The following is an 11,942-nucleotide window of genomic DNA, read 5'->3' as shown; positions in this document are numbered from 1 at the left end:
CGTTATGAAAACGACTGAATACGTAACGGAAATTCTCAATGAGTTACACCGTTCAGCGGCTTATATTTCTGATGAAGAAGCTGATCAGCTTGCCGACCACATTCTTTCATCTAATCAAATTTTCACTGCGGGTGCAGGGCGTTCTGGCCTGATGGCAAAATCCTTCGCCATGAGATTGATGCACATGGGCTTCAACGCTCATATTGTCGGTGAGATTCTCACTCCGCCGCTCCGCAAAGGAGATCTCGTCATTATCGGCTCAGGATCAGGCGAGACAAAGAGCCTGATCCATACAGCAGCAAAAGCAAATAGCTTAGACGGGGTTGTTGCCGCTTTAACCATCAATCCAGAATCAAGCATCGGAAAACAAGCGGATCTCATCGTCAACATGCCCGGTTCTCCTAAAGACCAGTCAAACGGAAGCTATAAAACCATACAGCCAATGGGATCGTTATTTGAGCAAACTTTGCTGCTGTTCTATGATGCAGTCATTTTAAAACTTATGGAGAAACAAGGGCTCGATTCTGATACCATGTTCACCCACCACGCAAACCTTGAATAGCGTCACACAACCGGCCTGGAGATCAGGCCGGTTTTAATTATTCCTAAAATAAAACTTTAAACTCAAAAACCCGATAAGTAATATGACCTACAAATCATTAAAAGGAGGAATTATGGTGATAAAACAACTAAAGCTTAAGCTAGGAACAAAAATTCTCTGCCTAGTTTTCGTGATTGTTCTTTTGTTTTCGGTATCAATCGGCACTGTGATGCTTAAGGAAATTACAGACAGCATGAAACAAATGGCGACTGAAAAAGCGAAAGGCGATCTGGCTTTAAGCAGTGCTTATATTGATGATGTCATTTCAGGGGACTGGCAGATAAAAAACAATAAGCTTTATAAAGGTCAAACACAAATCAACGAAAATGAGGATATCGTTGATCTGCTTGGCGAAAAAACAGGTGATACCGTTACAATTTTCCAAGGAGATACTCGTGTAGCAACCAATGTCATGAAGAATGGCGAAAGAGCTGTTGGCACTCAGGCTTCTCCTGAAGTTGCTGACGCAGTTTTAAAGAAGGGTAAACTATTCAACGGACAAGCAGACGTGGCGGGCTCTTCTTATCAGACGGCATACATGCCTTTAAAGGACCAAAATGGAAACATTATCGGCATGCTGTATACCGGAGCCAATCAAAGCATTTTAGCATCACTTACGCAATCACTTTTCACTCAATTCGCTATCGTTCTTGTTATCGTCATTATTGCATCAGTCATCCTTGTCCTGCTTTTCACCAGAAGAATCAATAAGCGGCTGAATGCTTTAAAATGCGCCTTTGAAAGTGCCGGAAACGGAGATATGACAATAGAGGTGTCAGACAAATCCGGTGACGAGCTATCAGAACTGAGCGTCTATTACAATAAGATGAGGATGAAACTGAACGATACCATCCAAACCGTACAGCAATCAGCCCTTCAGCTTGCTTCTGCCTCTCAGCAGCTCTCAGCCGGAGCAGAGGAAACAAATCAAGCTTCAGAAAAGATTACAGAAGCTGTACAGCAGATTGCAAATGGAGCCCAGCATCAGATCACACGAATTGAAAACAGTGAAAGTTCATTAAAACAAGCTTCAGCAGATATCCGGGATATTTCTTCAAATACTGCTGCTATTGCCGACAAAGGGCAGCTTGCGCAATCAAAAGCCGCCATTGGGCAAAAGGAAATCTCTAATGTGCAGGCACAAATGGATGCGATTCACGATTCGATCCAGAATAGCGGAGAAATCATACACCAGCTGGACGGCCGCTCTAAACAAATTGAGCAAATTTTATCCGTCATCACCCAAATAGCCGATCAGACAAACCTGCTTGCACTGAATGCAGCGATTGAAGCTGCCAGAGCCGGTGAACATGGCAAAGGTTTTGCTGTTGTTGCCGATGAAGTGCGTAAATTAGCGGAAGAATCTCAACAGTCTGCGGGACAGATTTCAAAACTGATCACAGAAATCCAAAAAGATATGAGCCAATCAGCAAGATCTGTTGAGCATGTGAAAACAGAGGCTGCAGAAGGCGTCACCATGATCCAGCGCACTAGAGATGCATTTAAGGAAATTGCAGCCGCCACAGGTGAAATCAGCGCTGAAATTAGTGATTTATCAGCATCTGTATCAAACATCTCAACCACTGCACATAACATAAACGAATCCTTTGCAGCCAATACGGCTGATATTAAAGATTCTACAGAAAATACCCGTCAGGCGGCTGCATTAACAGAAGAACAATTTGCTGCAATGGAAGAGATTACTGCAGCGTCTGAAACGCTATCTCAATTAGCTGAGGAGCTTACCGGTATCATAAGCCAATTTAAAATGATTGATCAACCCGAAAACGGCCGATGACTTACTATCATTATTGTAAATTGGCAACGGTATTTTACTGAAAACAAATATTTCGACCTGCTAAAATTACGTTTTCAGCAATAAACTGATTGTAAAACTAAAAATTTTAACCTTTACACCAAATGCTTTCTGGATTACTCTTGGGGCAGTTTTAAAGTTGCTGAAAGCGGGAGGTGAACATCACGATGGACATCATAAAAACGATACTTCTCGTCATCGTCGTCATAGCAGCTGCAGCTGTCGGCCTGATCAAGGGAGACTTTTTCTCAGCTGATCAAAAAACGTCTCAAACTGAAGAATATGACGAAACAATTGCCCTCCCTTCTGACCGTTATCCCGAAACGGCCAAACATATTAAGGATGCGATAAATGAGGGGCACTCTGATGTGTGCACCATCGACAGAGACGGAGCTGAGGAACGCCGCGAGCAATCATTAAAAGACGTACCGCCAAAAACGGGGTATGACAGAGATGAATGGCCAATGGCCATGTGCAAAGAAGGCGGTGAGGGAGCTTCTGTAGAATACATTTCTCCTGCTGACAACCGCGGTGCAGGCTCTTGGGTCGGGCATCAGCTTACCGACTATCCAGACGGCACAAAGGTTTTATTCACGATTCAGTAAACAATAGAGGAGGAACAGCACATTGATCAAGTCATGGAAGCCACAAGAACTGTCGATTTCATATCATCAATTTACTGTATTTCAAAAGGATTCTGCACCTCCTGTTATGGATTGGACTGACGAAGCGATCGAAAAAGGATTTGCTGCGGCGGACGGAGCGATTTCATTTGAAGCACAGAGAAATACAAAGGCCTTTATTCTTTTGCGCCTGAACAGTTCAGAAACTGTAAACTCCTACGAAAAGAAAGTGACTGTTCCTTTTCAAGTCACAGAAAACGGAATTGAAATTGAAAGCATTATGTCTAAAAGGCTGTCCTTTGATCTTCCTAAAGGAGACTATCAATTGACATGCTGGACTGTGCCGGCTGAGATGTCAGATCTGCATGCCGACACTTATATTATTGATGCTGTTTCTGTGTAATGAAAAAGCCCTGAGAGAATGACTCTCAGGGACTCTTTATAAACTTTCTCCGTTCGTCTTGATTACATCCTGATACCAATAAAAGCTTTTTTTCTTCAAGCGTTTTAAATCATGTGTATTTTCTTCATCGCGATTAACATAAACGAATCCGTATCTTTTTTGGTAACCATTCAGCCAGCTTAATAGATCAGTAAACGACCAGCTGCAATAGCCGATCAAATCGACACCATCGCTGATGGCTTGTCTGCATTGCTCAAGATGCGAACGCAAATAATCAATTCGATAATCATCCTGTACAGTCCCGTCCTCAACTTTATCAAATTCACCCAAACCATTCTCTGTGATAAACACTGGAAGCTGATAGCGGCTTGTAATTCGGCGAAGACCGATACGCAATCCGATTGGGTCAATTGTCCAATCCCAGTTGCTCGTTGTCAGGTGCGGATTTTTTTTCGTTTTAAACACTCCGGGTATCCCTGTTTCCTGGTTGGTCCCCTTTTGGCCTGTCGTATTCATTTTCCCTTCCGACACACCATTAAGCGGATTTCGTTCGTAGGTGATGGTCTGATAATAATTGACACCTACAAAATCAGGCTTTCCTTTGGCAAGCAGCTCCATATCTCCTGCTTCGATTGTCGGCGCCCAGCCTTGTTTTTCTAAATAGCGGAAAGGAATTTGCGGGTAGGTTCCCCAGCAATACATGTCCAGCCACCAATTGTTCATAAATTCTTCAGCGTTTTCAAATGCCAGTATATCCTCTGGATGGCTGGATAAAGGGTAAGCCGGAGAATAAGCAAAGCTTGGACCGATTTTGCCATCAGGCACATATTCCCTAAAAGATTCAATGGCTTTCGCATTAGCGAGAAACGCAATATGGTTTGCTTCATAAAATCGTTTTCTGTCTTTCACTCCAGGCGGGTGCATGGCTGTAATAAAGCCGTGATTAAAATTGTAATTCTGTTCGTTTAACGATACCCAATATTTCACTCTGTCTCCAAAACGTTTATAAAGAGTAATACAGTAGTTATTAAAATCCTCTATGATGTTTCTTGATTCAAAACCACCATACTCGTCCATAAGAGCCTGAGGCAAATCCCAGTGATATAAAGTCAGAACTGGCTCAATGTGATGAGAAAGCAACTCGTCAATCAGGTTATCGTAAAACGCTAGGCCTGCTTCATTGATCTCCCCTTTTCCATTTGGAAAAATCCGCGGCCAGCTGACGGAAAATCGATACGCTTTTAATCCCATCTCAGCCATCAAAGCGACATCTTCTTTATAACGGTGATAATGGTCAACCGCAATATCGCCATTGGTCGCTTTAAACGTTTTGCCCGGTATTTTCGTAAATACATCCCATACAGAAGGGCCTTTGCCATCTTCGTTCCAAGCGCCTTCAATCTGGTACGCTGCTGAAGCAGAGCCCCACAAAAAATGTTTCGGAAAAGATTCTGGATGCTGGTGGATCATAGTGTTTATCACTCCTGAAGTATTTGATAAACCTATCATAGGTTATGAAACGCGTTTCATATCAACTCGATATTAATCGCGGAACAGCTCATTCAATATTTTTTCTCTTTGTCCAAGAAAATATCGTGTTAATTGAACATGTTCTGTATTCTCATATTCTGTAGGATGTATTCTTCCACCATCAAAGCTTAAAATATTAGCATCGGGATAGCCCAGCAGGATCGGGGAGTGAGTCGCAATGATCATCTGGACATTTCCACCCTTCACCAAATCATGTATTACTCTCATAAAAGCCAGTTGCCTAGCTGGAGAAAGTGCAGCTTCTGGCTCATCTAAAAGATAAATCGCTTTTTCTTTAAAACGATGACGGAATAGAGACATAAAGGACTCTCCATGTGATTGCTTGTGCAGCGGCCTCCCTCCATAAGAACGGTATGGCTGCGGAGCTTCTAATTCCATCTCATCCAGATGAAGAGAAAGATGATAAAACGATTCAGCTCTTAAAAAGAAGCCATTTGTTACCTTTGGCAGCCAAGATAAACGTATGTAATCACCTAAATGAGAATCTGACTCCTGTAAATCATAGACATTATTTCGGCTTCCACCCGCTGTATTGAATTCACACTTATTTGCTATAGCTTCAAGCAAAGTAGATTTGCCAGATCCATTTTCTCCTACAAAAAAAGTCACTTGGCTAGTAAATAAAATTTCATTTAATTGATTGATAGCCGGGATAGTAAAAGGAAATCTGTCAAAGTCCGCAATCTTATCTCGAAGAAGAGTAACTTTTTTTAAAAACATAGCATCTCCTTTCTCTCACTCAGTTACATAATATATTGAAAAAAATCTTTTGCATCCATAAAAATACAGCCCATCCTAGTATTCCAACGCATAATGCTAACCAGAACGGCACATGAACTTTCAGCAAAAACGCCAAAATAGCGAGTAAACAAACTGTAGCAGGGATTCCTGTAAGCACACCTGATGTAAATTGACTTAATTGAGCTGTTTTTTCACCCTGTATTTGCATCCAAAAAAGGCTTAATAAACTGACCAAGGGTAAAGCGGCAATAATTCCCCCATAGGTCGGATGTCTTTTTGATATTTCAGTCACAAAACCGATAATCAACGCTGAGATGATCACTTTGCTTAAAACTGCCATTGTTTAGCTTCCTTACTTAAAAGTTCAAAGGCCTGTTCAAGCAATTCCTTTTCTGAAGTGCTTAGTCGTTTAATTATTTCCGTTAATTTCTCTTTATCTAGCTGTGTGTGCTGCTCAAGAACAGATCTTCCTTCTTGCGTTAAGAATACTATAACCTTTCGTTCATCTTGCTGACTTCGCCGTTTAGCTACTAATCCCTTTTGAATTAAACGTTTAGTATGCTCCGACGCAGTATTGTGAGAGACAGACAAGTATTCAGCCAAAGCCCCTATTGTGGCTTCGCCTTGCTTTTCAATATGCTGCATGAGCCGTATTGCCTGGTGAGAAATATTGTCTTTATGTTTGTAATGTAATACATAATAAATATCTGTCCATTGCTGATTTAGTTTAGCTATGAAATCCATTTCCATCATACACACCTCTTTATATCTTATTATACGATATAACCGGCTATTGCGATATTAATTTCTAAAACTTCACTCATTTATTACAGCAACTTTTTCACAATAAAAAAGCACCCAATTCCCATTGGATGCTTACCGTCTTAATGTCTTTTTTCAAATTTATGCTGATGAGGATGAGGCTTTGGAACAAAGCCGTTTTGTTTCATCATTTCAAAGTGTTTGTCCATGTGATTTTTGATGTGTTCTCCTCTTTCTTTAGGCAGGACACCGTATTGCACATACTTTGAGATCACGTCTTTGCGCTTTTTTAGTATGTCTGCTTCCAGCTGTTCAATTTCTTTCTTTTGCTGATCTGTCAGTGTGACATTTGCGGGAGGCTGCTGCTGTTTTTCAGCGGCTTCAGCTGTGCCGGTCAGAGAAATGACAGCTGCGGTTATGAACATCGTGATGATATTGATTTTGATTCGTTCCATCCAATATATTCCTCCAATCCTATTTTTCATATGTTTTGCTGCATTGCATTTTTTATACATGCAAAAGAAAAAGAGCGAACCATTATTCGCTCTTTCTGATTTGTTCGTCAGTATAAAGTTCTTCTTCACCCGGAGACGCGTAAGTGACATATGTTCCCGCGATTAAATCATGCAGTGTCCGTTTGTCTTCTCGGACGCCGATCAGAATAAGGCTGGCGATCAAGCCGAGTCCGAAGGTGATGCCGTAAACCAGACCTGCAACAATAACCCGCAAAAACATCGTTAACAGGCTGACCTGTGATCCGTCTTTTTTTACGATTCTGATCCCGCAGATTCTTTTTCCGATAAGGTAGCCGTTCCAAAACACCGGCAACAAAATAGAGTACAGCAGAACAATCAGACTGATGAACATGCTGTCGTTCGGGTCTTTTCCTGTAATCAGCCAATAGATCAGCAAAAGAGGCACCGAAACAATAATGTAATCCAGCAATGAAGCTCCTAATCTGATCCAGAATCCAGCTGGTTTGTAAATATTCATTTGACTCCCCCATATGTCTTCAATATGACTTTGATGTTTCCATCTTCTTTCTTATCGAATATATCATATGCCTTAGGGCCATCAGCAAGACTTAATTTATGTGAAAGATCGATTTCATGCTTCTTCACCATTTCATACAGCATGAGAATAACGAGTGCCCGGCCCATTGGTGTAATGGCATCTCAATCATGGTATCTGCTACATACTTCACTTCACATGCTCTTTTCCTTGGTATGGCAGTTCTTTTATCCTTAAACAACTCCTTTATAATCACTCCTTCCCTTCATAGCCGCTTTTAAACGCACACCTATTTGTATACACAATTCGAACTTTTTGAAAACGTCACCAACATATTGCAACCCCTTATGTTCAGTGCTATCTTTTTAGTTGATTAACAGATTGGGGGAAACTTAGGTGAAATCATTCATGCCATCGAAAGCCGTTATATTCAGTTTCACAATGGCTTTCTTTCTTATATTGGCAGCCTGTTCCGGCAAAAATGAAGCCGATTCCAAGGATACAGGCTGGGAGCAGATCAAAGACAAAGGGAAAATTGTTGTCGCTACATCTGGCACGCTTTATCCCACTTCTTATCACGATACCGATTCAGGTTCCGATAAGCTGACGGGCTATGAGGTTGAAGTCGTTCGTGAAGCGGCAAAACGCTTGGGCCTGAAGGTTGAGTTCAAGGAGATGGGCATTGACGGAATGCTGACAGCGGTGAACAGCGGCCAGGTTGACGCAGCCGCAAATGACATCGATGTGACGAAGGACCGCGAGAAGAAGTTCGCGTTCTCCACTCCATATAAATATTCATACGGCACGGCAATCGTCCGAAAAGACGATTTATCAGGGATTAAAACGCTTAAGGATTTAAAAGGAAAGAAAGCCGCTGGCGCAGCTACGACAGTCTACATGGATGTAGCGAGAAAATACGGCGCTCAAGAAGTGATTTATGATAATGCGACCAATGAGCAGTATTTAAAAGATGTCGCTAACGGACGCACTGATGTCATTTTAAACGACTATTACCTGCAGACACTTGCGCTCGCAGCATTCCCGGATCTCAACATTACGATCCATCCTGACATCAAGTACATGCCGAACAAACAAGCGCTTGTCATGAAAAAAAGCAATGCAGCACTTCAGAAAAAGATGAACGAAACATTGAAGGAAATGAGCAAGGATGGCACTTTGACAAAGTTATCGAAACAATTCTTCAATAAAGCAGATGTATCAAAGAAACTGGATGTCGACGTTCAAGACGTTGGTTTGTAATCGGACGCCATGATCAATAGCATTCAGTGGGAATATATTTTCAACACAAAGCTGGCCATTGAATCGTTTCCTTATGTCATAAAAGGCATTGGGTATACGCTGCTCATCTCTTTTGTGAGCATGTTTGCGGGAACGGTGATCGGCCTGTTCATATCACTCGCCAGAATGTCTCAGCTCGCCTTGTTAAGATGGCCGGCGAAGCTCTATATCTCATTTATGCGGGGCGTTCCGATTTTGGTGATCTTGTTTATCCTTTATTTCGGATTTCCTTATATCGGCATTGAGTTTTCCGCTGTCACAGCCGCTTTAATTGGCTTTAGTCTTAACAGCGCCGCCTATATTGCGGAAATTAACCGTTCAGCCATTTCATCCGTTGAAAAAGGACAGTGGGAAGCCGCATCCTCTCTCGGCCTTTCCTATTGGCAGACGATGAGGGGGATCATTTTGCCGCAATCAATCCGTATTGCGCTGCCTCCGCTTGCCAATGTATTGCTCGACTTAATCAAGGCGTCCTCTCTCGCTGCAATGATTACAGTGCCGGAATTGCTCCAGCATGCGAAAATCATCGGCGGCAGAGAGTTTGATTACATGACCATGTATATTCTGACCGCTCTCATTTATTGGGCCATTTGCTCAGCAGCGGCCGCTTTTCAGAATATCCTTGAGAAAAAATACGCTCATTATGTTTAAACAAACGTTTCATTAAAAAAAGCCGCTCCTCAGGAGACGGCTTTTTTCCTATTGATTCAGCTTCCACTTGAACGGATCCTCAAACAGCGACCAGTCGGAATCAAATTCATACTCAGTCAGCAGGCATTGATCAAGCTCTTTCGTGATCTCATCTTCATCCAAATCTGTTCCGATAAACACCAACTGCGTCAGACGGTCGCCGAATTCCGGATCCCACTCCTCCAAGATTTCCGGCTCCTGCTGTTTGACTTGCTCCTGCTCAAGCTTCGGCAGCGCCGCCACCCAATACGATACAGGCTCAATTGTAACCGACGGTCCTGCTTGCGACATCAGCAAAGCGAGATTGTTATGCGAGGCGCACCAGACGATTCCTTTGGCACGAACCACATTCTTTGGCATTTGATCCATCCAATGATAAAACCGTGTAGAATGAAACGGCAAACGTCTCTTATACACAAATGAAGAGATGCCGTATTCTTCTGTTTCCGGGGTGTGTTCCGCATGGCCTGCCGTCAGTTCTTGAATCCAGCCGGCTGACCCGCTCGCTTCCTCGAAGTTAAATAACCCTGTATGCAAAATCTCTTGCGGTTTTACATTTCCTTTGACGGAACGAATGAATTTGGCTCTTGGCTGCAGTGTGCGAAGCACTTTTTCAAGCTGTTCAAGCTCTTGCTCACTGACCAAGTCACATTTATTCAAGATCAGAACATCACAAAACTCGATTTGATCGATCAAGAGGTCGGCAATGTCTCTTTCATCCTCTTCCCCTAACGCTTCTTTGCGATCCAGAAGGCTATCGCCTGACTGATAATCATGCCAAAAACGGTTGGCATCAACCACTGTCACCATCGTATCCAGCTGACAGAATTTTGTAAGGTCGATCCCCATCTCTTCATCGATATAAGAAAAAGTCTGAGCCACCGGGATTGGTTCACTAATTCCTGTCGATTCGATTACGATGTAATCAAACCGCCCGTCTTTTGCCAGTTTCTCGACTTCAATTAATAAGTCTTCGCGAAGCGTGCAGCAAATACAGCCGTTTGACATTTCCACAAGCTTTTCATCTGTTCTGGAAAGGCCTCCTTCCTGCTTCACCAAGCCCGCGTCAATGTTCACCTCACTCATATCGTTGACAATGACCGCTATTTTTAAGCCTTCACGATTTTGCAGAATGCTGTTCAGCAATGTTGTTTTTCCCGCGCCAAGATAACCGCTCAGTACGGTAACCGGTATTTTTTTCATACTAATGTCCTCCTCATAAAATAGAATCATTACGATTTAACTTGTATGCTTCGCCGTATAAGCAATGGTGTAAGCAGCTTTTCGTGCTCCGGAAATATTTCTCGCTGTCGGCCCGATTTCTAATTCAGCAAAGGCTCCCATCACATATAAGCCTTTTCCCCATTGCAAATCCTTGCCAATAATCGGAAAACCGCAGCCTGCATAAGGCAATTGCTCCGCTTGCGCTGCTCTCTGTACCCAATCGAACCGGCTGATGTCCGAGGTAAAACCTGTTGCCAATGCGACACGCTCGTATTCGTATCGTGATTCACTCGTTTTACAGTGTATCTGTATCTTGCCGTCATCTGTTTTTTGACAAAAATCAATTTCATCCTGAATGACTTTTACTCTGCCCTCCTCCTTATAGACAGCAAGTGTTCTTGAAATGTCCTTTGGAAAAGAGCCGCGATGTCTGGCGCTTGTAATCCATTGCCTTCTCTTTTGATAGTCAGACGTTTTACTGAATGCTTTCATATATTTCGGACCAAGCCATCCTGGATCACTATCGAAGTCATAGATCCGGAACGGATGCCTCACCAGCATCGTTACATCATGGCCGTCATCTGCGAGTTTTATGGCGTAATGAGCAGCCGTTATCCCCCCGCCCACAACTGCCATTTGCAGACTTTCATTGCTTACATCGTGCACCTCTCTGTCAAACACATGATAAATGCCGCTATTCTGAAATGGTTTTGCCCACTCCGGCCAAGAAGGCTGATGAGAAAAACTCATGGCTAAAACGACTCGTTCCCCCCTGAGAGTACCAGCGGTATCTGTCTCCGCTTCCCACAACCCGTTTGCCCTTCTCAAATTTGTCACCATGCCTGTTTTCCATGCTTGATCCATATGTATTTCATCTAGCACAGTCTCGCAGTGCTGATTGAAGAACGAAAGCGAGGGCCTCTTATATCTTCCAAAGAATACTTCCGGCCATTGGCTTTTATCCGCATGCGTTTGCAGGCTGAACGGCTCTGTGTCTACATGATGAACCGATGGAGAGCGCAAGTATTTCATCTGAATGCGGCTTGTGTTTCGTTTCCAGCATTCAAGAGGGCGTTCATGGGGATCAATGACAGCAATATCCTCAATCGATGCCCTTCTGCTTTTCACAAGATGCACAGCCAAGGTTGAGCCTTGGATGCCGCCGCCAATGATCAGCCATTTATACATGGGAGAATCTCCTCTCAACAAAACGTAATTGTT

At 43.0% G+C, this 11,942-nt stretch carries 14 protein-coding genes and 1 pseudogene; 6 read left to right on the top strand and 9 right to left on the bottom strand.

Features of this window, described 5'->3' with window-relative positions:
• Nucleotides 1-4: 4 nt before the first annotated feature.
• From hxlB to nin, 4 genes are all read left to right on the top strand, one after another.
• Nucleotides 5-562: a 6-phospho-3-hexuloisomerase gene (hxlB, locus tag Q5C82_RS14210; RefSeq protein ID WP_003224927.1), complete on the top strand. Its 558-nt coding sequence runs from the start codon at nucleotides 5-7 to the stop codon at nucleotides 560-562.
• Between the two features lie 112 nt (nucleotides 563-674).
• Nucleotides 675-2,399 (top strand): methyl-accepting chemotaxis protein TlpC, encoded by a 1,725-nt coding sequence (tlpC, locus tag Q5C82_RS14205; RefSeq protein ID WP_003224925.1) that lies wholly within the window; start codon nucleotides 675-677, stop codon nucleotides 2,397-2,399.
• A 173-nt stretch (nucleotides 2,400-2,572) separates the two neighbouring features.
• Entirely contained in the window at nucleotides 2,573-3,022 is a 450-nt protein-coding gene (gene nucA / locus Q5C82_RS14200; RefSeq protein WP_136975843.1) for a DNA-entry nuclease, read from the top strand.
• 22 nt (nucleotides 3,023-3,044) lie between these two features.
• Nucleotides 3,045-3,443, top strand: a complete 399-nt coding sequence (gene nin / locus Q5C82_RS14195; RefSeq protein ID WP_003224919.1) for a DNA-entry nuclease inhibitor — start codon at nucleotides 3,045-3,047, stop codon at nucleotides 3,441-3,443.
• A gap of 36 nt (nucleotides 3,444-3,479) precedes the next feature.
• On the opposite strand, the gene bglC is transcribed toward nin, so the two are convergent.
• The 7 genes and pseudogenes from bglC to Q5C82_RS14160 all read right to left on the bottom strand — a co-directional run.
• On the bottom strand, nucleotides 3,480-4,913 hold the full coding sequence (gene bglC / locus Q5C82_RS14190; protein WP_003224917.1) for a 6-phospho-beta-glucosidase: 1,434 nt from the start codon (nucleotides 4,911-4,913) through the stop codon (nucleotides 3,480-3,482).
• Between the two features lie 72 nt (nucleotides 4,914-4,985).
• Nucleotides 4,986-5,714, bottom strand: a complete 729-nt coding sequence (locus tag Q5C82_RS14185) for an AAA family ATPase (protein ID WP_003224881.1) — start codon at nucleotides 5,712-5,714, stop codon at nucleotides 4,986-4,988.
• Nucleotides 5,715-5,733: 19 nt separating this feature from the next.
• Entirely contained in the window at nucleotides 5,734-6,075 is a 342-nt protein-coding gene (locus tag Q5C82_RS14180) for a DUF3147 family protein (protein WP_003224880.1), read from the bottom strand.
• Nucleotides 6,063-6,485, bottom strand: coding sequence for a MarR family winged helix-turn-helix transcriptional regulator (locus Q5C82_RS14175; RefSeq protein ID WP_003224879.1), 423 nt, complete (start codon nucleotides 6,483-6,485; stop codon nucleotides 6,063-6,065). Before Q5C82_RS14175 ends, Q5C82_RS14180 begins: the two co-directional genes overlap by 13 nt.
• Before the next feature lie 134 nt (nucleotides 6,486-6,619).
• Nucleotides 6,620-6,952, bottom strand: a complete 333-nt coding sequence (locus Q5C82_RS14170) for a YckD family protein (RefSeq protein ID WP_003224878.1) — start codon at nucleotides 6,950-6,952, stop codon at nucleotides 6,620-6,622.
• 82 nt (nucleotides 6,953-7,034) lie between these two features.
• On the bottom strand, nucleotides 7,035-7,490 hold the full coding sequence (locus tag Q5C82_RS14165; RefSeq protein WP_003224877.1) for an RDD family protein: 456 nt from the start codon (nucleotides 7,488-7,490) through the stop codon (nucleotides 7,035-7,037).
• Nucleotides 7,487-7,623 (bottom strand): annotated as a pseudogene (locus tag Q5C82_RS14160) (hypothetical protein); the annotation flags it as partial. The gene Q5C82_RS14165 and the pseudogene Q5C82_RS14160, both read right to left, overlap by 4 nt.
• Nucleotides 7,624-7,904: 281 nt before the next feature.
• On the opposite strand from Q5C82_RS14160, the gene Q5C82_RS14155 reads away from it, so the two are divergent.
• Together Q5C82_RS14155 and Q5C82_RS14150 are read left to right on the top strand one after the other, a co-directional pair.
• Complete coding sequence (locus tag Q5C82_RS14155) at nucleotides 7,905-8,768, top strand: transporter substrate-binding domain-containing protein (RefSeq protein WP_079996288.1); 864 nt, start codon at nucleotides 7,905-7,907, stop codon at nucleotides 8,766-8,768.
• 9 nt (nucleotides 8,769-8,777) lie between these two features.
• Nucleotides 8,778-9,458: an amino acid ABC transporter permease gene (locus Q5C82_RS14150; RefSeq protein WP_003224863.1), complete on the top strand. Its 681-nt coding sequence runs from the start codon at nucleotides 8,778-8,780 to the stop codon at nucleotides 9,456-9,458.
• 48 nt (nucleotides 9,459-9,506) lie between these two features.
• On the opposite strand, the gene zinU is transcribed toward Q5C82_RS14150, so the two are convergent.
• Both zinU and Q5C82_RS14140 read right to left on the bottom strand, forming a co-directional pair.
• Nucleotides 9,507-10,700 (bottom strand): zinc metallochaperone ZinU, encoded by a 1,194-nt coding sequence (gene zinU, locus Q5C82_RS14145; protein ID WP_003224862.1) that lies wholly within the window; start codon nucleotides 10,698-10,700, stop codon nucleotides 9,507-9,509.
• Nucleotides 10,701-10,736: 36 nt separating this feature from the next.
• On the bottom strand, nucleotides 10,737-11,909 hold the full coding sequence (locus Q5C82_RS14140; protein ID WP_003224860.1) for an FAD/NAD(P)-binding protein: 1,173 nt from the start codon (nucleotides 11,907-11,909) through the stop codon (nucleotides 10,737-10,739).
• Nucleotides 11,910-11,942 lie beyond the last annotated feature (33 nt).

The sequence above is a fragment of the uncultured Bacillus sp. genome (assembly GCF_958411575.1).
GTDB classification, from domain to species: Bacteria; Bacillota; Bacilli; order Bacillales; family Bacillaceae; genus Bacillus; species Bacillus spizizenii.
The sequence above is the reverse complement of the archived record's forward strand: the minus strand, read 5'-3'. Positions and strand labels throughout refer to the sequence as shown.

Excerpts from the sequence above, each read along its gene's own strand:
- hxlB (WP_003224927.1), top strand. The coding sequence starts at position 5 with ATGAAAACGACTGAATACGTAACGGAAATTCTCAATGAGTTACACCGT.
- tlpC (WP_003224925.1), top strand. The coding sequence starts at position 675 with ATGGTGATAAAACAACTAAAGCTTAAGCTAGGAACAAAAATTCTCTGC.
- bglC (WP_003224917.1), bottom strand. The coding sequence starts at position 4,913 with ATGATCCACCAGCATCCAGAATCTTTTCCGAAACATTTTTTGTGGGGC.
- Q5C82_RS14185 (WP_003224881.1), bottom strand. The coding sequence starts at position 5,714 with ATGTTTTTAAAAAAAGTTACTCTTCTTCGAGATAAGATTGCGGACTTT.
- Q5C82_RS14180 (WP_003224880.1), bottom strand. The coding sequence starts at position 6,075 with ATGGCAGTTTTAAGCAAAGTGATCATCTCAGCGTTGATTATCGGTTTT.
- Q5C82_RS14175 (WP_003224879.1), bottom strand. The coding sequence starts at position 6,485 with ATGGAAATGGATTTCATAGCTAAACTAAATCAGCAATGGACAGATATT.
- Q5C82_RS14170 (WP_003224878.1), bottom strand. The coding sequence starts at position 6,952 with ATGGAACGAATCAAAATCAATATCATCACGATGTTCATAACCGCAGCT.
- Q5C82_RS14165 (WP_003224877.1), bottom strand. The coding sequence starts at position 7,490 with ATGAATATTTACAAACCAGCTGGATTCTGGATCAGATTAGGAGCTTCA.
- Q5C82_RS14150 (WP_003224863.1), top strand. The coding sequence starts at position 8,778 with ATGATCAATAGCATTCAGTGGGAATATATTTTCAACACAAAGCTGGCC.
- zinU (WP_003224862.1), bottom strand. The coding sequence starts at position 10,700 with ATGAAAAAAATACCGGTTACCGTACTGAGCGGTTATCTTGGCGCGGGA.
- Q5C82_RS14140 (WP_003224860.1), bottom strand. The coding sequence starts at position 11,909 with ATGTATAAATGGCTGATCATTGGCGGCGGCATCCAAGGCTCAACCTTG.